Genomic DNA, 21,426 nt, shown 5'->3' on the forward strand with positions numbered 1-21,426 from the left:
ACAGAGCAGTCCCACCGAATCCGCCCCATCAGAGCTGCGCTCCCAATCTTCACAGCCGGCCTACACCGCACCACGTGATACTTATGAAGCCGACGGCGGCAAATCGCCGACGGGTGGAGTGCTCCGCGGGCTGAACTCGTCCTCGGCTATCCCGTGGTGGGCTCAGGCTCTCGCGCGCCCAGGAGGAATAGCAGTCGGCCCACGTGGACCGTTGCCAGTTGGTCGCTTCCGAGGTTTTGGCTTTCCGCTGGTGCCGTCGGATCCCGTCGAGATTCCGAGCCCACATCTTGAAAGAGTCATTCCTCAACCCGCTCGCGACATCTGGAACGCCGCTACGCTTTTACGGGGGATGTTGCGAGACCGACTGGCCGGTGACGAGCCATCAAATGGAAGGATCGAAGAACAGAATGGAGTGACATCATCCGAACCCCCTCGTGAGTCCCCAGCAAATCGTCCCGGTAGTCAGCCCCCCTGGTACGCCGGCCCGCCCGTATCGGATGAGGAACGCAAGCGACAATCCGCCTCGGATGAAAGCGAGCGGCGGTCGGCGCGGCAATTGGACCCCGATTTCAGAAAGCTAGCTCGGGTTGACTCCGCAAAGGATTATGCCGCGGTAGCACTTCCGCAAGCTACGGGGAGAAAGGTGCCACGGATAGCTTCCCCGCCTGTGGTGCCTGAGGCAGAGGAGCCTGAGAGTAAATTCGAAAGGGAGGGGGTGACCGGCGGAGGAAACTGCGGAAACGGGCGGGATGACGAGGGGCAGGAGCCTGATAAGAACGGATATTGCGATGCTCGACAAGATACTGAAATAGAGAGGTGCGACCTGAGAAGCCAGAAACGTCCACGTTGGCCGAATTTCCTTGCTTGCGTGGCTCGTGCGAGGACCCGAGGCGATCTTTGCCGAAGGAATGGTGGCCTGCCCCCTCTAATGGAGCGCGAAGAGTGGGGTATTGACGACGAGCATCAGATTAATAGCGATAAGCGTTTCATGAAGCGTCAAGAACGACAGACCAATGTGCCTAAGGGTAGCCGGAAATATAGAAAGTAAAGGGCTAAAACGACCAGCCGGATACCAAGCCGGCCGATCGTTGATCTTTGCCGCTCCGGGAACTCTGTTTGTCATTTCTCTCTAATCTGAGATTGCATGACCACCCATCATCCCGACATCTATGCACCCCCACTTGGTCCAACCGGTGAGGTCGCAGCGGATGAGCCCTCAGAGTTCTGCGCACGATGCTTGGCGTTCGTCGCGCCCTTCCTGTTGAAGAGCAATTTGGAGTTCCGGCGAGAACTCGAGCGCCGAGTGGGGCCTGATATGGCAGGGCGACTACGCTATTGAGGACTTTGCCCGCACCATCCTTGATCAACCGGATCATGTGCTGGGAACGCGCGGACGGACAGCTTCTCATCGAGATAGCAGTCGGCCAGCGTATCGCGCCGCTGCCGGCTGCTCCGCGCGATGATGCAAGCGATAAGAATAAATAGGAATCGCATCATCCTCCAGAACTCTTCCGCGCGGTAACTGGCGAGGCGATGCCGGTGTCCGGCTGCACGTCGGTTGCGCAGTCTTCGGAATCCTGACTCCACGCGCGCCGTCCGGCATTTTGCTATGCGGGATTTTCTCATGAATAGCCGAATATCGCGCACCCACGATTCCAGTCCGGATCGGCGCGCTGGAGGCACTGAGCTCGTCTGCATCGATCCGAAATGCGTGCAGGATATCTGGCCTTCTACCGCTCCACTACTAAAGCAGGCGATTGCCAAGACGGGGCTTGCGCAGTTCGCCATGATCGAGCGCGACATTCTTGACGGTCGTTCGCTGCTCTGGGTCGCCTGGAACGGTTCGATGATAGAAGCCGCCGCGTCGACGAGCCTTCAGCAGACGGATGCCGGCAAGGTCTGCATCATCACGGCCTGCGCCGGGACCGGCATGACGCGCTGGCTGTCGCTGATCCGCGCAATCGAAGCGTATGCGCAAGCGGAAGGATGTCGCTGCGTGCGCATCTTCGGGCGGAAGGGCTGGGCGCGCGTGCTGGAAGGATACGAGCAGACTCATGCGATCATCGACAAGCGCCTGTCGTAACCCCATGAGATTTATGCCGATCGTGGCCGCTCACTGATGAGGCGCCTTCCGCCGATGTCTTATGACAATGGCATCGCAATGCATCCGGGGGTTGCGCATGTTCGTGATTTGTTCTACAGTACATTTGTCGATCCGTCGCACATGTAGAGATCGTAGATGTCGCATGCCGGGCCCCGCCGGGGTGAACGAGGTTTGTTCGGGGATGTCAGCTGGAAGCAAGGAAGCCGCGCCCGACGTTGCTGGCCGACGGGAAGCGGGTTTGCGCTGCTGCTCTGTTTGCTGTTCAGCATTGGCGGCGGAAGCAAGTCGGCTTCGCAAGAGACCGACCTTGGGCCTTACGCTCGTGCCGGTGACTATTGTCGTGGCGATGTCGCGCGTCCGATCGCGCTGTCTCCAGACAAGCGCGTGCTCTGTCTGGACGGGATCATCAAGTCGGACCTGAACGTTGCCGTCGCCATAGACTTGGCAAATCGCGGTATCGCGGTCGTTCGCAGTTCCGGCGGCGATCGCGCTCGCGCAATCGAACTTGCGAATGTGCTGAGGGATCGCGATGCGGTCATCGTCGTCCAGGATGTCTGCCTGTACGCCTGCGCGAGTTTTCTCGTGCTTGCCTCGTCGGAGACGTATGTCCTGGGGGGCGCTCTCGTCGCCTGGGGAGTGATGCGGCGCTATCCGGACCATCACTGCTTTGGTTTCCTCGACGGTATCGACGAGATGGGTCCTTTTCTCACCTCGGTGCAGTGCGTTCCAGCCTACGCTGACGAGAATCCGGCTGACCGCATATGGTCAGAATTTTATCGAGACAGAATTGCAGGACCGGCCTTCACCGATCCGCCGGAGAGCAGGTTCATCAGACGCGCGTTGATGAATTCCTTTCGCGCGACCGGTGAATATCCCGTCGTGCTGTGGACCTGGAATCCGCGTCACCATGCCAGCGCGGTCAAGACCAAGATCGTCTACCAGCATTATCCGAATAGCCAGGGAGAGGTCGACGCAATCGTGAAACGATTGGCCATAGCGTATCGCGTCATCTACGACCCTTGAGCCGTAGTCGGTCGATAAGCCTCCGATCTGAACAGTTTTCGAAGATGTTCTCGAACGGTCTGGCGGTCGAGACACCCCATCCTATTCCATTTACTGAGAGTACTGATGACGAGATCATTTCGAAATCCTCATTTCCGCGTGCCCAATTTCGGAATTGAAGGCGCTCTGCCGCAGAGGCGACCTGAGTGGGTTGATCGCAATTGGAGAATAATCCCGCCGGCGTTCCCTCCTTGGTCACCTCCGCCGTCGTCTCCTCAAGATGGCACCGATCCGTTCGGCGATCCACCCGGCATCCAGCCCCCGGTGCAACCAAGATCGGATGACATACAACACCCTGCCGACTCGGATTTGATCGATTGGTTGTTGAAAACTTACCGCACCCATCGCGAGGGAAGTGCAAGGCAACTTCCGTGGCCGGGTGCGGCTGGGCGTGCGCCAGAGCCGTTTCTGGACTCACGTCCTTGGCGGGTTGCCGAACCGCCCCCAAGCCTTCTGCAACCCATGCCCTTTGACGCGGACCAGGCGGGGACGTTGCTGAGAATCCGGCCGAAAGACCTCGAAAGTCCGACCAGAAGCGGGCCTTCAAAAGAGAGGGCGGTCCAGCCGCCAATCTTCTTTCCGTTCGACTGACGCATATCGCCGATCAGTCGATTCGACCGCCACTCGCTTTCACGCAGAATGAACTCCATACGCAAGGAAACATCGTCCATGGGCGGACAATCTACCTCCACACAGACCGTGCAATCGCAATCGGCGCCATGGTCTGCCGCGCAACCTGCGCTGCAAACGATGTTGGGCCAGATCGGCACGGGGCTCAACAATACCGGCCTGACGTCGGCTGAGAGCTCTGCGCTCGACACGCTGAAGACCAATGCTGCATCGGGCAACCCTTATGCGGGCCAGATCGGCGGCTACGCACAGTCGCTGCTGGGCGGCGGCGGCGCCACCGCGCAGGCCGGCAATGTCCAGGACAATCTCGCTTCCTATCGCAACTGGCTGACGCCCTACGCGAACGGCAGCATGGTCGGCAACAACCCGGCACTCGCGGCGCAACTCGCGCAGATCCGGTCGGACGTAGGCAATGACGTGAACTCGCAGTTCGCCGCCGCAGGTCGCGATTTTAGCGGCGCCAATCAGATGGCCTACGGAAGGGGCGTTGCAGCGGCAGAGGCGCCGGTCATCGCGGCTCAATACAATCAGGACGTGGCGAACCAGCTTGCTGCGGTGAACGGGCTATACAACGCCGGCAATACCACGGCGAACACCCTGACCCAGATGCAGCAAAGCGATCTCGCCAATCGCGGCCAGGGCGTCACGGCCGCGCAATCGGCGCTCGATGCCCAGAACTACGGAGCCAACGCCACTCTCGCGGCGGAGGCCCAGCGCCGCGGCATTCCCGTGCAGGCGTTGAGTCTGCTGGCCCAGATCGGTGTGCCCATCGCGCAGCTTGGGACGCAGGGCAACAGCACGACGACAGGGACGCAGGAGAAGTCGGGGGTAGATCAGTTTGCAACGATTGCAGGCGGAATCAGCGGTCTGATCAATGCCATCAAACCCAAATAAGGAAGCTGGAATGACGGACCAAACCGAGGCGGAGCTGACCGGGGCCTCTTTCGACCTGGTCAATGCGGGTTATGCGGAAATGCCGGACCCGGACAGGGAGAGCGAACGCCAGTCGATCAACGGCGACAGTGCATCGCTGCGTGATGCCGCCGACCAGCGATCCGATTCGCAGTCCAGAACTGTCGTCAGGCAATATACAGACGCAGAAGGCAAGCCCGCTGCCGCAAACGAGGCTGTAACCCTCGCGCGCGCCGCCAGGGATTATGCCAGCGCAACGGCCGGCGACCGGAGGATCGCCGAAAGCGAGTCTTCGGAGGCGCTTGCCGCTGAGATCGACGCACGACGTGCGGAAGTGGCCGCCAACGATTCCGATGCGCCCGAGTTTTACGGTTTTGAGCAGCCCGCAGACGCCGACGGGCGTGACGAAGAGATCGAAGCCCTGTCAAATGCGACGAAGAGGCAAGGCGAACGCCCCTCCGAACTCGATCCCGATCTCGATAAGCTCATGCAGCATCCGCAGGTGCGGCTGGCACTCGAGGAAAAGGTGGGCGAGGTCGAGCGCGCACGGCGGAGCTATGTCGACGGCCTCGATACGGCCATGCAGATGGCGCAAGCGAGCTTTATCAGCCAGTTTCCGGAATTGGCCGGCATGGCACCGGAGCGGCTTCCGGAAGCCCTCGCGCAAATAGCGCACCAGGATCCCGCAAAGCTGTCGCGCATCCAGGCAATCATTGCGGCGAGCGAGCAGTTGCGCGCCCGGCAGAATGAGGAGATGCGGCGGACGGCGGATGCCTTGCGGCGCACCTTTCTGACCTATGCAAAGGCGGAGGACGCCCGGCTCGAGACGTTGCTCAAGCAGGAGACGAGAGACGTCAGGCAGGCCGTGGCGCAGGAAATCATGGCGTCGGCCAAGGCCAGCGGCATCGAAGCGGAGGAAATGCAGCGTCTGTTCGACAGCGAGCCGCTGATGCGCAATGCGACGTTCCAGCGCATGATGTATGACGCCGGCAAGTACCGGCTGATGATGAAAGCGAGGGACGCCGTCACGGCAAAGTCGATGCCGCCGGTGCAACGGCCGGGGACGGCGGCGCGCAGGGGCGAGGGCGAGCAGCATGATCTGCGGACACTGAGTGCGCGGCTTTCGAGCTCGGGCGAGCTCAAGGATGCGGTTGCACTATATCAAGCGAAAAGGACGGGTCGGCGGTGAAAGATGTGCCACCACTACCGTCCACCCGAACTATCGACAACGAGTGTACCTCCCAATGCAGATGTTTCATACATAGAATGCCCGTGCCGTTGAGCCGCATCTTGTCCGTCACGATCGCCGCGATCGGCGTTTTTTTATCGGTTGACGCGTTCGCCGGCGATTACACCGTTTCTTATGCCTTCGACGGCACGACGAAGGAGCACGTCGCAGCGGGCGCAACGAACTCGTTCAACGAGGCGGGCATCGCGAAGGAATGTCAGTATGACAGGCCATGCACGATAGAGCTGACAAAATCGGATCTGACGATATCGTTGAACGTGCAGCGTTCAGGGCGCCATAAGGTGGTCGTCTTTGCCGACGGCGGCCGTAGCCGCAGCATCGGTTGCTGCTATTTTTCGGGCGGGGAGCAGCGCGCTGAAGGGGACCTTACTCAGCCGATGCTTTGGCTGCGCATGTACGAAGGGCACGCTCGCAAGAGAAACGAGGTCGTCCAAAATATCCATTTGGGGCTCCTGTATCTCCAATTTTCAGATTTGAGATAGTTCGGCGTCGGGAGCGCCGCTAATCCATTTTTACCCCCCTTTAATCGTCAGCCAATCCCTGCCGGGCAGCGGGACGAGCAGGCCGGAGCGGCCCATCGCGCCAGGAAGTCGGTGTCGTTCGCCACACCGACCACGGGAACAAAGTCAATTGCGACAGGAAGGACATCATGAGCGAGGACGATCGGAATTTCATTGAACGGGCCGAATCCATCAGCGGGAATCTATATGGCGAGCCGATGTCGCCGGATCGGATCGCGGAAAACTTCGCGCTCTACGGACTGAAGAAGCGCGCGGCAGCGCTTGAAAAGTTCGACGCCGAACTCGGTGGCGAGATCGACTCGAGCCCTCACAGCCTGCGAAGGCGGGTTCAACTCGTCGATGTGCGCCGGCGCATGGGCGATCTCCATGAGGCCCTGCGCAAAGCGAAGCGATGACCCATCCGCTCCTGACGGCGCTTGCGCAGGCACGACTGCGCGATGCCCCCATGTTCGCCAAATGGTGTGAGCTGAACGGCGCAACCGCCTGTCCGGCGACGCCGGCATCGGTGGCGCGTTTCGTGGCCGACTGTGCCTCGCTCGGCATGAACCGGTTGTGGCCGGCCGTTCAGGACATATCGCGGATGCACGTCGCGCTCGGACTTGCGGATCCCACGCTAGGCGGCCTGGCGGCAAGCGCGATGAGTGGGATTGCGGCTATTCCCCCGCCACGGTCGTGGCCGGGGCGGTTCAAACAACAGTTCGACGCGCTACCCTACGATATTCAGGTCCGCCTGGCCTCGCACGAAGCTCAGCGGGAACGCGCACTGCGGCGTGCGCAGAACGATGCGGCCTCCGCTCGCCAGAAGCTGGCGGCATTCGAGGCTCAAACGAAGGACGAAAAGACCAATGGCAGTGAAACCACAGCAGCAGCGGGTGACAAGAATTGAGGATCGGATCGAGGAGCTGCGCGCTGAAATCGATGGGATCATCGACGCGCGTGTGGCCGGTATCGCAAGCGAGAGCCCCGGCGTCCCCCCGGGCGTGATCCGCAACCTCCTGACGGCACGCGCCCCGTCCTGTCGCTGCGCTCAGTATATCGAGCTGTGCGGCAGAGAGAAGAGAACCCCCGACTGACGACCCGCGCGCCGGTTTTTCGAAGCTCATGATGGCGCTTCGCGGCGCCATTTCTCCAATTGGGGATGCAGTATGACTCTCTATAAATGGTCTCAAACGGCGTCCGCCGACGCGACTGCCGATTCTACGATCAACTGGGCGGAGGGGCAGTCTCCCTCCAGCGTCAATGACTCGGCGCGCGCGATGATGGCGGCGGTTGCGAAATATCGGGATGACGTCGCCGGCGCGACCGTGACGACCGGCACCTCGACGGCCTATGCGGTCAGCACCTACCAGGTGTTTCAGTCGCTCTCGCAATTGAATGGCCAGATGGTCGCTTTTACGCCCCACGTAACGAACGCGGCGGGCTCGCCCAACGTCACTCTTAATATTGACGGCCTCGGCGCGAAATCGATCCGAGCCGACCCCACCACGGAAATGCCAGCCGGCGTCTTGGTTTCCGGCACGCCCTATGTTGCGATCTACAATAATAGTTCTGGGTTGTTTCTTCTGCAAAACGTCTTCGGCAATCCGTACAACATCCCGATCGGCGGCAGCCTGGACTTCTGGGGATCTTTTGCGCCGAACAGCTCCTTCGCGCTGATGTATGGACAGGCCGTCTCCCGCACAACGTATGCCGTGCTGTTTTCGCTTCTTGGCACCACTCATGGCACGGGCGATGGGTCGACGACGTTCAACATCCCCGACCTGCGAGGGCGGGTAGTTGCCGGCAGGGATGATATGGGGGGTGCTGCGGCTGGCCGTCTGACGTCGTCTTACTTTGGAGGCACGGCGACTAACCTTGGTGCAACGGGTGGCTCGGAAAGCCATCCGCTGACAACGGCACAACTGGCCTCACACACACACTTGAATACGTTGATAGATCCTGGACACATGCACTCGTATCAGCGCGCCGAGATGGGCGAACAGAAGCCAGCATCCGGCGGAACTGCACCGTTTGCCGCTTATTCCTCACAAAATACGGGATCGGCGACTACAGGGATCACAATCAACAACGTCGCAGCAGGCGGTGGAAATGCTCATAACAATACAAAACCTACGATCATCGCCAGTAAGCTGCTGCGGATTATTTAGAGGCTCTATGCCATCGCATCATTTGATGATCTTGCGGGATGATTGATCCGATAGCGTCCTCTGGAAAAAAGATAAAATCTCGATGGCCGCTCAATCCGAACTTAGGATGAGGGGTTCGTGAGAGTTCGTCTACCCGTGCGTATGTCTTCCCAAGAAACATAACGCCCAAATAGCCGAGACCGCTAAAGAACTCTAGCAACGGGGCAATTTCTCCCGACATGCTCTCAAACTGGATGACCGGAGAGAACCTACGAATCAAATTTTCTCCGCCACGAAAAACCTTCAGTTCATGCCCCTCTACGTCGCACTTGATAAATTTCAAATTCGAAATCGGTCCAATATCATCTAGCTTGGCGAGCTTAACAGGTATTGAAGTGCCGATGTTCCTAGAGAGAGAGGCACTCCCGTCTCCAGGACGCTTTCTTGACAGTTGAGAGACGCCATCAGCGTCAGAAAATGCAAGATTGACTATCTCGACATTAGGTCCAAGCCGGCGCTGACGAATATACTCGGCCATCTCCGGCTGAGGTTCTATTGCGAGAACTCGACCGCGCCGTCCAACTGCTTTAGCCAGCCAATACGAATAGATGCCTTTATTGGCGCCAATATCCAGAACGGTGGCGCCAGTCAGCCGCAATTGCAGAAGAGTCTTGATCTGCAAACTTTCGGTTCTCAGCCTGTAGCGCAGGCATCGAACTAAAAAATGAACATCCTCGAGCATATCTTGAGGCTACTACTACAACCCCCAACCGAGTCAACCCATGGTAGACCTAAACGCCCTCGCTCGGGCGAACGCCGACCGCTGGTCAAAAGCCAAGCTGACCCGGAAATCCGAGGCCGGCGCTATTGCTTTGCGGCTCTACAAGGCCAAGCCCCGTTACCAGGCCGTCGAGCGAGAGACCGGGGTCCCTTGGCCGGCCATTGCGGTCATTCATGAGCGGGAATCCTCCCAAGACTGGAGGGCTTCGCTGGCTCAGGGCGACCCCTGGAACCGGGTCTCGGTTCACGTGCCGGCCGGACGAGGTCCTTTCGTCTCTTGGGAGGCGGCCGCCATCGATGCGCTGGTCAAGTGTCCGCCCTTCCTCGCGCGCCACAAGGACTGGTCGACCGCGGCAGCGTTGACCGCGCTCGAAACCTACAACGGCATTGGTTACGCAGCCCGGGCCGTGCCGTCGCCCTATCTCTGGTCCGGGACGAACCAATACCGCGCCGGAAAGTACGTCCGGGACGGCGTCTACGATCCAGGCAAAGTCGATCCTCAACTGGGATGCGCTGCACTCATGATCGCCCTGATGGAGCTCGATCCCGAAATCAGCTTTGCGGGAGCGAAGAGTGCAAAGAGCCCGGCGGCCGGCGACCCGGCGCGACCATCACTGACGAACCCGTCGAAAGGCTCGATCGGCGCGTTCGTGATCAATTTGGTCCGAGCGATTCTTGGAAGGAAATGAACATGCGGACGATCCTCGACATCCTCCTCTTTGCCGCAGGCTTTGGCCTTTGCTGGTTCTGCAAGGAACCGGTCCTCCGGTTCGTGACCGGCACCGACGCCCTGATCAAGTCGCTCGAGGCAAGACTTTCCGCGCTGAGGGGCAAACCGTGATGCTCGCAAGAATCAAAGCGGCCTGCCTGCACTCCATGACCATTGCCTGGAGCTATTGCATCGCGCTCGCCGGTGCGCTGGCATCAATCATCGACGACCTTGTCGATGCGCTTGGCGATCCCGGCGTCAAGGATCAGATCAACTCGGCCATCGGCGACGTCACGACGACGGGACGCATCATGCTGGTGATCTCCGTCGTAACCATCATTGCGCGCCTGCGAACCCTTCGGAGAAAAGACCAATGTGGATGACACTCATCTCGTTTCTCGGTGGCCCCGTCGTCAAGGCGCTGATCGATGCCTATAGCGCGAAGCTGAAGGCTGAAAATGTCGACAGCAAGATCGCGGCGGATCTCGCGGCCAGCGAGATCGCGTCGCAGACGGCTGAAACGAAAGCCGTCATGCAGTACCGCATCGCGGAGATCGGGCACTGGCATGAACCGGACAAGTTGATGGGCTATTGCGTCGCGCTTTACTTCGCAAAACTCCTGGTCTGGGACAAAGTCCTCGGCTTTGGTTCCACGGAAGCCTTGGCGGGATTTGCGGCGATCACCGCCAATCTGGTTGTCTCATTCTACTTCGCCAAGCGCGGCTTCGAGAATGTCGCGAGGATCATCAAGCGGTGAAGATGCCAGATGTCGAGATCAGGGCGATCGTTGCCGAGACGCTGGCCGAGCAGCACAGGCTTCAGCAGGCGAATATCGATGCGATTGTATTGAAGACGGTGGCATCGATGCTGGCCTCTTTTGGAGTCGAGGACGACGATCGAAAGGAGCTGAGGGCCGACTTTCAGCACCTGCGCCGATGGCGGACGAGCGTGGAGCAGGCGCAGAGCTACACCTTCAAGGCCGTGATTACGGTGATCGCCACCGGCCTGATGGGTGCGGTTTGGCTAGGCGTCAAGGTCGTGCTCGGTAAATGACCTTCGCGTGGCGCCAACCTCGCCGCGTGCCCGACTAAAGGATCGTTTCGCTCCAATGAGTCATCCCATGTACAGAATTCGTATCGTCGATGCGTCCGATGATGACGTCGTCGACACCTTGTCCGATTTGCACCAACTGACGTTTTTCGATACCGCGGCGATGCCCCAGTTCGACTTTGGAGCGTGGTGGCTGGCCTATCACGGCGACGACGCGATCGCCTTTGCCGGCGTCGTGCCATCCACGTACGCGCGAAATAGCGGCTACTTCTCCAGGGTCGGGGTCGTGCAGCGGCATTGGGGGCGGGGACTTCAGCGCAGGCTGATGCGGGCGGTCGAGGCACGAGGGCGGCGCATCGGGTGGGACAGCATCGTCTCCGATACGACGAGCAATCCGGTGTCTGCCAATAATTTCATTCAGGCAGGTTATCGGCTCTACGAACCCGAGGTGCCCTGGGCTTGGTCGCATACCCTTTATTGGCGAAGGTCGCTTCACTGACGGTTCGAGCAGGTTTCCCGCGATGCGGAACGTGGCTGTTACAACGCGCGAGACGCGGTACCGACGGCATGTCCAGAATGTCCAGGGCCCGGCAGCTTCGGCTGCCGGGCCCTTTTTTTCGTATTCGAGCGATGCGGGTGAGGCACTTGCGAAGTCGGCGGTGGCGGGCTTTAAGTTTGCTCTCGCAGAAAATTCGGCGGCCATAAGCCGATGTAAAGGGAGCCCTATCGATGCCCACCAAGCCTCAACTGCCGGAACGTTCGTCACGGGCGACAGGAGGGCCGACCGCACTCGATGGTGTGCTGGTCGTTGATTTTACGCGTGTGGTTGCCGGTCCCGCCTGTACGCAGACGCTTGCTGATTTCGGCGCGCATGTCATCAAGATCGAGAATCCAGACGGTGGTGACGACACGCGTGCGTATGAACACGCCGAAATCGGTGGCGAGAGTGCTGCCTATCTGAGCCTGAACCGCAACAAGCGCGGCATCGCGCTCGATCTTACCGTGCCGGAGGCTCGTGAGATTGCGCTGGATCTGATTCGCAAGGCCGATGTCGTCGTCGAGAACTTTTCCAGCGGGGTCATGCGGAAATTTGGCCTCGACTATGAGGCTGTCGTGCCACTCAATCCGCGGCTGGTCTATTGCTCGATCTCCGCCTATGGGCGCACCGGACCGTTTGCCTCGCGTCCCGGTTTTGATCCGATCACCCAGGCGGAAAGCGGCTTCATGTCGCTCAACGGATTTGCCGATGGTCCGGCGGTTCGCACCGGCCCGCCGATCGTGGACATGGCGACGGGGATGTCCGCCTGCAACGCTATCCTGATGGCACTGTTGGCGCGGGATCGGCTCGGGCGCGGCCAGCATGTCGAGGTCGCCTTGTTCGACATCGCGATGGCGATGACGGGCTTCTACGGCATGGCCTATCTGATCAACGGCGAGAACCCCGGGCGGTTCGGCAATTCGCCGAGCGGGTCTCCCACCGTCGGCGTCTACGAGGCCTCCGATGGACCGCTCTACATGGCGTGTGCCAACGACCGGCTCTATCGCAGGCTCGTGGTCGAGGTGCTGAACAGGCCAGATCTCATTAACGATCCGCAGTTTGCAACGCGCAAAGCCCGCTCCGAGAACAAGGAGCTTTTGCGGGCAGCCATCGCGGAGGTCTTTGCAGGCGATACCCTCGAGAATTGGATGACGAAGATGAAGCTGGCCAATATCCCGGTCGGCTATCTCCGGACGGTCGAGGAGGGGTTCAACGCACCGGAGTCGCGCGAGCGACATCGCCTGAGCCAGATTCCGCATCGTACGGCAGAGTGGGTCCCCAACATCGAGCCGCCGATTGCCATGAGCCTGACGGGCGCGATTGATCCCATCGCCGCCCCCCTGTTGGGCGAGCACACCGAGGACGTCTTGCGTGATACGCTTGGTTACGACCAGCGTCGGATCGCGGAGTTTGCCCAAAAGGGGGTCTTCGGCTCAAGCAAGCCCTCGACGGCGGTTTGAGCAGCTCTTTCGGTCAGCCGGAATTTGGTGCGGGCGCACCGCGCTCTTGTTGCGTCGGCTTGATTTGGTGAGGGGCCCGCCGCATAAGTATGTGGGAGCGAGGGATACGAATGGCGCCTGGTCAAGAGCCGAGCATGAGCCAGCCGACGCGGCAGGAAGCCGGCGAGCGCGCCTATGAGGCAGTGATCGAGAAGGCTCGGGCGCTCCTGCCGCGGCTGCGGGAGCGGGCGGCTCGGACCGAAGAGCTGCGGCATCTTCCACCGGAAACCGAGAAGGATCTGCACGACGCTGGTCTGTTCCGGATGCTCCAACCGGTTCGCATTGGCGGCGGCGAACTCGACTATGTCGCCCTTGTCGACTGCGCTGAGCTGCTCGGGCGGGCGGACGCGTCTGTGGCGTGGAATCTCGCCAACCTGGCAAGCCACCACTGGATGCTCGGCATGTTCGAGCCGAAGGCGCAGGATCTGGTCTGGGGCCGTGATCCGGGCGCGCTGATCGCATCCTCGTTCATTTTTCCTGCCGGTCGCGCCACGAGGGTCGAAGGCGGATACAGATTGCATGGCAGCTGGCCGTTCTCCTCCGGCGTTGCCTCCTGCGAATGGAACATGCTTGCGAGCGTTGTTTACTCTGACGACGAAGCCGACGGCATCCAGTATCGAATCTTTCTGCTGCCGAAGGCCGATTACAAGGTCCTCGACACCTGGAACGTCACTGGACTGCGCGGGACGGGGTCTTGCGACGTGGAGGTCAGGGACGTCTTCGTGGCTGACCACATGACGGTCGCGGTCGGAGATCTTGCCGGCGGGCCCACGCCGGGAAGCAAGGTCAATCTCAATCCGCTGTATAAGCTTCCCGTGTTCTCGCTGTTTCCTTACGTCCTGTCGGGCGTGGCGCTGGGGAACGCACAGGCTTGCCTGGACGACTATGTCGAGGTCGCACGTCATCGCATATCGACCTACAATCGCGCCAAGCTGAGCGACTTTCAAAGCACCCAGATCAAGATCGCCGAAGCCTCGGCGAAGATCGACGCTGCACGGTTGATCATGCGTTCGGCCTGTCTGAATGCCATGGAGGAGGCGCGGCGCGGTCATATTCCCGATATGGCGACCAAGACCAGATATCGGCGCGACGGGGCTTTTTCAGTAAACTCCTGCACGGATGCGGTGTCGATGCTGTTTGCCGCGAGCGGAGCGCGGGGCCTGTTCACGTCGGGCGTGTTACAGCGGCAGTTCCGCGATGCGCACGCGATCAACTCACATCTCGCATTCAATTTCGATGCGGCCGGGACCAATTATGGACGCGTGGCGCTGGGCCTGCCGTCCGAGAATCTCACGCTTTGAGGCCGGCCGATGAATGATCTGCCGAAGCAGCCGGCCCTTCCCGATCCAGCCAACGAACTCGCCAGCGACAGCTCGACGATCGATCCCCGTGATTTTCGCAGCGCGCTCGGCACCTACGCCACGGGCGTGACGATCATCACAGCCGCTGCTCCTGATGGCAAGCCTTATGGCCTGACGTGCAATTCGTTCGCCTCGGTCTCGCTGAATCCTCCGCTGATTCTTTGGAGCCTGGTCGTCTATTCCTCCAGTCTGACCATCTTCCAGAACGCCAGCCATTTCACCGTCAACGTGCTTGGCGCGTCGCAACAGGCGCTTGCGATCAAATTCGCCAAGTCATCGGACGACAAGTTCACCGGCGTGGACTGGGCGCCGGGCCTCGGAAACGCGCCGGTGCTCGCCGAGAGCGTCGCCAATTTTCAGTGCCGCTCGGTCAATCGCTATTACGGCGGTGACCACGTGATCTTTCTCGGTGCGGTCGAGGCCTATACTTACAATGCAAAGGAGCCGCTGCTCTTCGCGCGGGGCGCGTTTGGCCGATTTCTCGTCGAGGACGGCCCTAAGCAGTCACCCTAACGTGCTTCATCTCGCGCTCGACGGTTCAGTGCTCCCCCGCCGAAAGCTTGTAGATCTCGAGCGCATCCGCATCCGCGCCTCGCGCGGCCTTGGCGAGCCTGAAAAGCTGCCCCGCAAGCGAGGCCATGGGCACCGGCGTCGACGTCGCCCGGGCGACATCGGCAACCGTATCGAGATCCTTGAGCATGGTAGCGATGTGACCGAGCGGCGGAGAGTGAATGCCCTGGGCCATCCGCGGCACGAACAGCTGAAGCGGAATGGAGTCCGCGAAGCCGCCGGCGAGTGCTTCGGGCAATCGGTTCGCGTCGATTCCGGCGTTCACGGCAAGGCGCGTTGCTTCCGCAAGGACGGCCATCGCGCATCCGACGATCACCTGGTTGCAGAGCTTTGTGGTCTGGCCGGCGCCGGTCGGGCCCATATGGGTGAACCTGCGTGCCATAGCGAGCACATAGGGCCGGACCCTCTCGATGTCGCCTGCTTCCCCACCGGCCATGATCGCAAGGGTGCCTTCCTCCGCGCCCTTAGTGCCGCCGGACACTGGTGCATCGATCCAGCCCGCGCCGTTCGCAGCTTTCAGTCGCGTTGCAAGGTCTCGTGCAGCGCCAGGATGGATCGACGAGAAGTCGACCACGAGCTTCCCTGCGCCGGGAGCGGTTGAAAGGCCTTCGGGCCCGAAGATCACCTCCTCGACGGCGGCGGCATCCGTCACGCACATGAAGACGATGCCGGCGCTCTCCATCAACTCGCGTGGGGTGGCAGCGCGCCTGGCGCCGGCCTCGACGAGCGCAGCCGCCTTGCCTTCCGAGCGATTCCAGACAGTGACCTGATGGCCAACCTTGAGCAGGCGCCGGGTCATGGGTGCCCCCATGAGACCAAGGCCGAGATAGCCGAGCCTCTCGCCACCGTGCGGGTTTGCCTTGCTCGCATCAGCCATAGGTTGCCTCCTTCCGTCGCTCCGCGATGCCGCTTTACCATACATCGCAGATCGGAAGGCGAAACTGCCTGGCCCGCATGGCTTGCCTGATTGTTTGAACCATGAAACATTTGGCCGGTCGGGTTGGAGGTGCCAGTCGGCGCCGGAGCAGCGGAGTGGGCACGATGCGAGCCGTTTCGAAGTGGGTCCTGGCTTTGGGGGCGGCGGCGGCCGTGAGCGCGAGCGCAGGCTCGTCATGGGCGCAGCAGACGATCCGCGTCGGCTGGACGATTCCGGCTGAGGAATCCAAATACTGGATGATGCGGCGCCCGGCCGAGTTTCCCAATATCGGCAAAGCCTACAACGTCGAATGGACCCAATTTCAGGGCACCGCTCCGATGACGCAGGCACTAGCGGCCGGCGCGCTCGATTGCGCGACGCAGGCGCCGCTGTCGCTCGCCAACGGCGTGGTTGGCGGCAATCTCAAGGCTTACATCGTGGCGCAGCACGTCTTCGAGAAACCCGGCGGTTTCTCGGTCTACTGGGCCGTCATGGAGGACTCCCCGATCAAGACGATCGCCGATCTCAAGGGCAAGACGATCGGGATCTCCGTGATCGGCGGCGGCACGCAGGGCCCGTTCAATCTGCTCCTGAAGCAGAATGGCGTCGATCCGGCCAAGGACATCAAGCTGGCCGAGGTCGGCTTTGCCATCTCCGAAGATGCATTGCGACAGGGCCGCGTCGATGCGGTCAACATGAACCAGCCGTTTGCCGCGCGCGCGGAGGCCAAGGGCGGGACCCGCAAACTGTTCTCACTGTCGCAGGCCATGCCGAACATCGTGCACATCCTGGAAGCCTGCCGGGCCGATTTCGTCGACAAGAACCCGGAATTGGTGAAGGCTTATGTGCGTGACATCACCTCTGGCATGAAGAAAGCGCTGGCCAACCGCGAAGAGACGTTGAAGGTCGTCAACGAAGTCCTGAAGGCACCCATCCCGGTGCTCGAGACCTACCTGCTCAAGGACAATGATTTCGGCCGCGATCCGGGTGCGGCACCGAATTTCCCCGCGATCCAGAAGATGTTCGACATCTACGCGGAGACAGGGATGCTGCCGAAGCTGGATGCCACGCAGTTCAAGCATCCGACGATCGTCGCACCGCTGGAATAGGCGACGGGACGAATGATCCGAACGAAGTGATCGCGGCGTCCCGAGTGATATGGGACGCTGCATCAAGAAGATGGACGTATGAAGAAGTTGCGATCACGGGTCACGACAGATGGCCTCGACCGGGCTCCGCACCGCGCATTCATGCGCGCAATGGGTCTCGACGACACTGCGATCGCCAAGCCGATGGTGGGCGTCGTCAGCATGAAGGGCGAGCAGACGCCCTGCAACATGACGCACGACTTTCAGGTCGCGGCCGCCAAGACGGGAATCGAGGAGGCCGGCGGCACGCCGCGCGAGTTTTCGACCGTGTCGGTTTCCGACGGTATCAGCATGAATCACGAAGGGATGAAGTTCTCCCTGTTTTCGCGGGAGCTGATTGCAGACTCGATCGAGGCCGTCGTCCACGGTCTCGCCTACGATGCGCTGATCGGATACGGCGGATGCGACAAGACGCTTCCCGGCGTGATGATGGGCATGGTCCGGTGCAACGTGCCGTCCATTTTCATCTACGGCGGCAGCTCGCTGCCGGGCCGCGTGGACGGGCGAACCCTGACCGTGCTCGACTCCTATGAAGCTGTCGGCAGCTTCATGACCGGAGAGATCGACGGCGCCACGCTCGAGCGGATCGAGCGAGCCTGCCTGCCGACCATCGGCGCGTGCGCCGGCCAGTTCACGGCGAATACCATGGGGATGGTGTCGGAGGCGATGGGCCTGACCATTCCGAACGTGTCGATGGTGCCGGGCGTCTATGCCGAGCGTGCCCAGATCTCGCGACACGCCGGGCGGCTGATCATGGAGATGCTGGAGCGCGGCGGGCCGCTGCCGCGCGACATCGTGACGCGGAAATCCCTGGAAAACGGTGCGGCAATCGTGGCTGCCACGGGTGGTTCGACCAATGCTGCGCTGCATCTGCCAGCGATCGCGAACGAGGCCGGGATCGCATTCACGATCGATGATGTCGGCGAGGTTTTTGCCAGGACGCCGCTGATCGGAAACCTGCGGCCTGGGGGCAAATATACGGCGAAGGATGTCTACGATATCGGCGGCGCAGCCGTCGTAATCCGGGAGCTGATCCAGAGCGGGCATATTGATGGCAGTTGCCTGTCCATCACGGGCCGTACACTTGCCGAAGAATATGGCGCTGCCAACGCGCCCGACGGAGAGGTGGTTTACGCGGCTCGTGCGCCGATCATGCCCGATGGCGGCGTGGCCGTGCTGAAGGGAAATCTCTGCCCAGATGGTGCGGTGATCAAGATCGCGGGCTTGAAGAGCCAATTGTTCGAAGGTGTGGCGCGCATCTTCGAGGACGAAGAGGCATGTGTCGCAGCGGTTCGTGACCGCAGCTACAAAGCCGGCGAGGTGCTTGTGATCCGCAATGAAGGGCCGGTCGGCGGCCCAGGCATGCGCGAGATGCTCGGCGTCACCGCGCTGATCTATGGACAGGGCATGGGGGAAAAAGTGGCCCTGATCACCGACGGACGGTTCTCCGGCGCCACTCGTGGAATGTGCGTCGGCTATGTGTCTCCCGAGGCCTTCGTTGGCGGTCCACTGGCGCTGGTTCGTGATGGCGACAGGATTCGGATTGATGCCGCAAATCGGCGGATGGATATGCTGGTCGACGAGCAGGAACTCACCGCGCGCCGGCACGATTGGAAGCCGCGTCCGCCTCGTCACCGTGCCGGCGCTCTCGCGAAATATGCGCGATTGGTTGGCCAGGCACCGGGCGGGGCCGTCACGCATGAAGGGCCCGCCGAATGGCCCTGGTTCGAGTGACGCGGCCCACCTGCTCGGAAATAGTCGGTTGTCTGGCAAGTTTCTTGCTAAGCTCGTGCGGCTGATGGAGGACATTCAGCGAGTCTGTTGCGCAGGGTTCGCGCGAATGAAGTGAGACGGGATGAAGGTAGTGCCTTCGAGATCGAGCGAATGGGTGAGACCGGTGACGCCGCAAAAACCGGCTTCTGCAATCATCGAGATCGACCGCGTTTCACAGGTCTTTCAGACCTCGGCGCGCAAGGATCATGTGGCGCTATCGGACATCTCCCTGACGATCGAGGAGGGAGCTTTCGTTTCCATCCTTGGACCGTCCGGGTGTGGCAAGTCGACACTGCTTTACATCGTCGGTGGCTTCGTCAGCCCGACCAGCGGTGCAGCGAAGATCAAGGGACAAGCGATCACGGGCCCGGGACCGGATCGCGGTCCGGTTTTCCAGGAGTTCGCGCTATTTCCGTGGAAGACCGTGCTTGGCAACGTGATGTATGGGCCACGCCAGAAAGGCGTACGGGCTACCGAGGCCGAGGCGCAGAGCCGGGCCTTGATCGAGATGGTCGGCCTCAAGGGCTATGAGAATTTCTACCCCAAGGAGCTGTCCGGCGGCATGAAGCAGCGCGTGGCGCTGGCGCGTACGCTGGCTTACCATCCTGAGGTTCTGCTGATGGACGAGCCGTTCGGCGCGCTAGATGCTCACACCCGGACGCGCCTGCAGAATGATTTGCTGAACATCTGGGAGCGTGACCGCAAGACGGTGCTGTTCGTTACCCACTCGGTCGACGAGGCCGTCTTTCTCTCGGACAAGGTCGTGATGATGTCGAAGTCTCCCGGCCGTATTCGGGACGTCATCGACATCGACCTGCCCCGACCACGCCGCCGCAACGAGCTGTTGCTCGATCCGCGCTATCAGAAGTACGTCGTCAATATCGAGCGCATGTTCGACGAGAGCGACGAAGCCGGGTCGCCTTCATGATATCGCTGGCCGCCTTGGCGAGACGTGCTGCGCCGGTGCTGGCCTGCATCGGATTGCTCGCAATGTGGCAGGTCGCATCGATCGTGCTGAAGAATGACAGCTTTCCAACGGCGATCGAGGCGATCCGGGCGATCCCCGACATTCTTGGCGACAGGGAGTCGCTGCTCAATATCCTGGCTTCGCTCCGCCGCATGGCGATCGGGTTCGGCGTAGCCGTGCTGGTTTCGATTCCGCTGGGTCTGTTGATGGGCCGCAGCCGGTCCGTCGCGGCCTTCTTCAATCCGCTCCTGATGGTGATCTATCCGGTGCCGAAGGCGGCCTTGATGCCGATCATCATGCTGTGGTTGGGCGTCGGCGACATCACGAAGACGCTGGTGATCTTTCTCGGCGTCAGCCTGCCCGTGATCTATCACAGCTTCGAGGGCGCCAAGGCGGTGGAAGAGAAGATGCTGTGGTCCGGCGCAGCGATGGGGCTGTCGACCGCGCAACGCCTCGTGCGGATCGTGCTGCCGGCGGCGCTGCCGGAGATACTCACCGGGTGCCGCACAGGACTGGTGCTGGCGCTGATCACGATGATCACCAGCGAGATGATCGCCCGCCAGTCCGGCGCCGGCAACATCCTGTTCAACGCGCTGGACATGGGCCAATACGACACCGTCTTCGCGATGATCATCATCGTGGGGGCGATGGGAATCTGCCTGGATGCGATCTTCGAGCGGATCCGCGCCAGGCTGGTGCGCTGGTCCGAGCCTCAGTTCGACATGCCGCTGAGCTTTTCATGATGTCGCGCCTTCACTCTACCAGCGTCTTCCTCGGGCTCGCGCCAATCGTGCTGGTGCTTGCGCTGTGGCAGGGCCTGGTGTCATTTGGCTTTGCGCCTGCGGTGTTGCTGCCGCCGCCCGGATCCGTCTTCAGCAGGCTGCTCCAGCAACTCGTGACATGGACGTTTCAGCAGGAGATCGTGGCGACCCTGATCCGGCTGTTTGCCGGCTTCGCGATTGCGGTCGTGCTCGGTATCAGCATCGGCATCGCCGCTGCCGCCAATCAGGCTATCAACGCCGTGGTTCGGCCGATCGTTCGCGTGTTGGCGCCGTTGCCCAAGGTTGCGCTTTATCCGGCACTTCTGCTGCTGCTCGGTTTCGGACACGGGTCGAAGATCACGCTGGTGGCGGCGGACGCGCTCTTTCCCATTTTGCTCTCGACTTATTACGGCGCCTCGACGGTGGAGCAGAAGCTGATCTGGTCGGCCATGGCGGCGGGGACGCCGCGCTATGAGATCCTGTTCAAGGTGGTGCTGCCGGCGGCGATGCCGTCGATCCTGACCGGCTGCCGGATCGGCCTTGTCATTTCCTGCATCGTGGTGTTTCTGGCCGAGATGATCACGTCAACGGACGGGTTGGGGCACGCGCTCGTGACAGCCGCCCGAACTTTCCAAGCCGTCGACATGTTCGTGCCGCTGATCACGATCTCGCTTTTGGGGTTGATCCTGAACGGCCTGTTGGGCGCCGTGCGATCTTACCTCCTACGGGGCTTCCCTGAAGCGTGATCTG

General features: G+C 61.1%; 24 protein-coding genes. 22 read left to right on the plus strand and 2 right to left on the minus strand.

Annotated elements, in window-relative coordinates:
- The first annotated feature begins 1,786 nt into the window (after window positions 1-1,786).
- From IVB31_RS24495 to IVB31_RS24530, 8 genes are all read left to right on the plus strand, one after another.
- Window positions 1,787-2,083: a hypothetical protein gene (locus IVB31_RS24495; protein WP_247328745.1), complete on the plus strand. Its 297-nt coding sequence runs from the start codon at window positions 1,787-1,789 to the stop codon at window positions 2,081-2,083.
- Between the two features lie 156 nt (window positions 2,084-2,239).
- A complete protein-coding gene (locus IVB31_RS24500; protein ID WP_247328747.1) occupies window positions 2,240-3,127 on the plus strand; it encodes a hypothetical protein in 888 nt (295 codons plus the stop codon).
- Window positions 3,128-3,835: 708 nt separating this feature from the next.
- Window positions 3,836-4,690 (plus strand): tail fiber domain-containing protein, encoded by an 855-nt coding sequence (locus IVB31_RS24505; RefSeq protein ID WP_247328749.1) that lies wholly within the window; start codon window positions 3,836-3,838, stop codon window positions 4,688-4,690.
- Between the two features lie 10 nt (window positions 4,691-4,700).
- The gene (locus IVB31_RS24510) at window positions 4,701-5,897 is read left to right on the plus strand and encodes a hypothetical protein (protein WP_247328751.1); all 1,197 of its coding nucleotides are present in this window, start codon (window positions 4,701-4,703) and stop codon (window positions 5,895-5,897) included.
- A 101-nt stretch (window positions 5,898-5,998) separates the two neighbouring features.
- Window positions 5,999-6,439 carry a hypothetical protein gene (locus IVB31_RS24515; protein WP_247328753.1) on the plus strand — a complete coding sequence of 147 codons (441 nt, stop codon included), beginning with the start codon at window positions 5,999-6,001 and terminating at the stop codon, window positions 6,437-6,439.
- Between the two features lie 167 nt (window positions 6,440-6,606).
- On the plus strand, window positions 6,607-6,873 hold the full coding sequence (locus IVB31_RS24520) for a hypothetical protein (RefSeq protein ID WP_247328755.1): 267 nt from the start codon (window positions 6,607-6,609) through the stop codon (window positions 6,871-6,873).
- The gene (locus tag IVB31_RS24525) at window positions 6,870-7,364 is read left to right on the plus strand and encodes a hypothetical protein (protein WP_247328760.1); all 495 of its coding nucleotides are present in this window, start codon (window positions 6,870-6,872) and stop codon (window positions 7,362-7,364) included. Before IVB31_RS24520 ends, IVB31_RS24525 begins: the two co-directional genes overlap by 4 nt.
- A gap of 259 nt (window positions 7,365-7,623) precedes the next feature.
- Window positions 7,624-8,625, plus strand: coding sequence for a tail fiber protein (locus IVB31_RS24530; RefSeq protein ID WP_247328763.1), 1,002 nt, complete (start codon window positions 7,624-7,626; stop codon window positions 8,623-8,625).
- Here the strand turns inward: IVB31_RS24530 and IVB31_RS24535 are convergent.
- Window positions 8,618-9,286, minus strand: a complete 669-nt coding sequence (locus IVB31_RS24535; protein WP_247328767.1) for an FkbM family methyltransferase — start codon at window positions 9,284-9,286, stop codon at window positions 8,618-8,620. The two genes, IVB31_RS24530 and IVB31_RS24535, sit on opposite strands and share 8 nt — an antisense overlap.
- 100 nt (window positions 9,287-9,386) lie before the next feature.
- On the opposite strand from IVB31_RS24535, the gene IVB31_RS24540 reads away from it, so the two are divergent.
- The 9 genes from IVB31_RS24540 (at window position 9,387) to IVB31_RS24580 (ending at window position 15,054) form a co-directional block, all read left to right on the plus strand.
- Entirely contained in the window at window positions 9,387-10,073 is a 687-nt protein-coding gene (locus tag IVB31_RS24540; RefSeq protein ID WP_247328770.1) for a hypothetical protein, read from the plus strand.
- Between the two features lie 2 nt (window positions 10,074-10,075).
- On the plus strand, window positions 10,076-10,225 hold the full coding sequence (locus IVB31_RS24545) for a hypothetical protein (RefSeq protein WP_247328772.1): 150 nt from the start codon (window positions 10,076-10,078) through the stop codon (window positions 10,223-10,225).
- Window positions 10,225-10,476, plus strand: a complete 252-nt coding sequence (locus IVB31_RS24550; RefSeq protein ID WP_247329203.1) for a hypothetical protein — start codon at window positions 10,225-10,227, stop codon at window positions 10,474-10,476. The genes IVB31_RS24545 and IVB31_RS24550 overlap by 1 nt, the downstream gene beginning before the upstream one ends.
- Window positions 10,467-10,850, plus strand: a complete 384-nt coding sequence (locus tag IVB31_RS24555) for a hypothetical protein (protein ID WP_247328774.1) — start codon at window positions 10,467-10,469, stop codon at window positions 10,848-10,850. The genes IVB31_RS24550 and IVB31_RS24555 overlap by 10 nt, the downstream gene beginning before the upstream one ends.
- The gene (locus IVB31_RS24560; RefSeq protein WP_247328776.1) at window positions 10,847-11,146 is read left to right on the plus strand and encodes a hypothetical protein; all 300 of its coding nucleotides are present in this window, start codon (window positions 10,847-10,849) and stop codon (window positions 11,144-11,146) included. The genes IVB31_RS24555 and IVB31_RS24560 overlap by 4 nt, the downstream gene beginning before the upstream one ends.
- 67 nt (window positions 11,147-11,213) lie before the next feature.
- Window positions 11,214-11,642: a GNAT family N-acetyltransferase gene (locus IVB31_RS24565; RefSeq protein ID WP_247329206.1), complete on the plus strand. Its 429-nt coding sequence runs from the start codon at window positions 11,214-11,216 to the stop codon at window positions 11,640-11,642.
- Between the two features lie 230 nt (window positions 11,643-11,872).
- The gene (locus tag IVB31_RS24570) at window positions 11,873-13,141 is read left to right on the plus strand and encodes a CoA transferase (protein WP_247328778.1); all 1,269 of its coding nucleotides are present in this window, start codon (window positions 11,873-11,875) and stop codon (window positions 13,139-13,141) included.
- A gap of 134 nt (window positions 13,142-13,275) precedes the next feature.
- Window positions 13,276-14,481 (plus strand): acyl-CoA dehydrogenase family protein, encoded by a 1,206-nt coding sequence (locus tag IVB31_RS24575; protein ID WP_247328780.1) that lies wholly within the window; start codon window positions 13,276-13,278, stop codon window positions 14,479-14,481.
- A 9-nt stretch (window positions 14,482-14,490) separates the two neighbouring features.
- The gene (locus IVB31_RS24580) at window positions 14,491-15,054 is read left to right on the plus strand and encodes a flavin reductase family protein (RefSeq protein WP_247328782.1); all 564 of its coding nucleotides are present in this window, start codon (window positions 14,491-14,493) and stop codon (window positions 15,052-15,054) included.
- Window positions 15,055-15,079: 25 nt separating this feature from the next.
- Here IVB31_RS24580 and IVB31_RS24585 read toward each other — a convergent pair whose 3' ends face one another.
- Window positions 15,080-15,988 carry an NAD(P)-dependent oxidoreductase gene (locus IVB31_RS24585; RefSeq protein ID WP_247328784.1) on the minus strand — a complete coding sequence of 303 codons (909 nt, stop codon included), beginning with the start codon at window positions 15,986-15,988 and terminating at the stop codon, window positions 15,080-15,082.
- A gap of 164 nt (window positions 15,989-16,152) precedes the next feature.
- Here IVB31_RS24585 and IVB31_RS24590 point away from each other — a divergent pair, with 164 nt between their 5' ends.
- The 5 genes from IVB31_RS24590 (at window position 16,153) to IVB31_RS24610 (ending at window position 21,422) form a co-directional block, all read left to right on the plus strand.
- Window positions 16,153-17,136 (plus strand): ABC transporter substrate-binding protein, encoded by a 984-nt coding sequence (locus tag IVB31_RS24590; protein WP_247328788.1) that lies wholly within the window; start codon window positions 16,153-16,155, stop codon window positions 17,134-17,136.
- Between the two features lie 78 nt (window positions 17,137-17,214).
- Entirely contained in the window at window positions 17,215-18,909 is a 1,695-nt protein-coding gene (gene ilvD / locus IVB31_RS24595) for a dihydroxy-acid dehydratase (RefSeq protein ID WP_247328791.1), read from the plus strand.
- A 121-nt stretch (window positions 18,910-19,030) separates the two neighbouring features.
- Entirely contained in the window at window positions 19,031-19,876 is an 846-nt protein-coding gene (locus IVB31_RS24600; protein WP_247328794.1) for an ABC transporter ATP-binding protein, read from the plus strand.
- Complete coding sequence (locus IVB31_RS24605; protein WP_247328796.1) at window positions 19,873-20,658, plus strand: ABC transporter permease; 786 nt, start codon at window positions 19,873-19,875, stop codon at window positions 20,656-20,658. The genes IVB31_RS24600 and IVB31_RS24605 overlap by 4 nt, the downstream gene beginning before the upstream one ends.
- Window positions 20,655-21,422 (plus strand): ABC transporter permease subunit, encoded by a 768-nt coding sequence (locus IVB31_RS24610; RefSeq protein WP_247328799.1) that lies wholly within the window; start codon window positions 20,655-20,657, stop codon window positions 21,420-21,422. The genes IVB31_RS24605 and IVB31_RS24610 overlap by 4 nt, the downstream gene beginning before the upstream one ends.
- The last annotated feature ends 4 nt before the right edge of the window (window positions 21,423-21,426 follow it).

This window comes from Bradyrhizobium sp. 21, assembly GCF_023073335.1.
Taxonomy (GTDB): Bacteria; Pseudomonadota; Alphaproteobacteria; order Rhizobiales; family Xanthobacteraceae; genus Bradyrhizobium.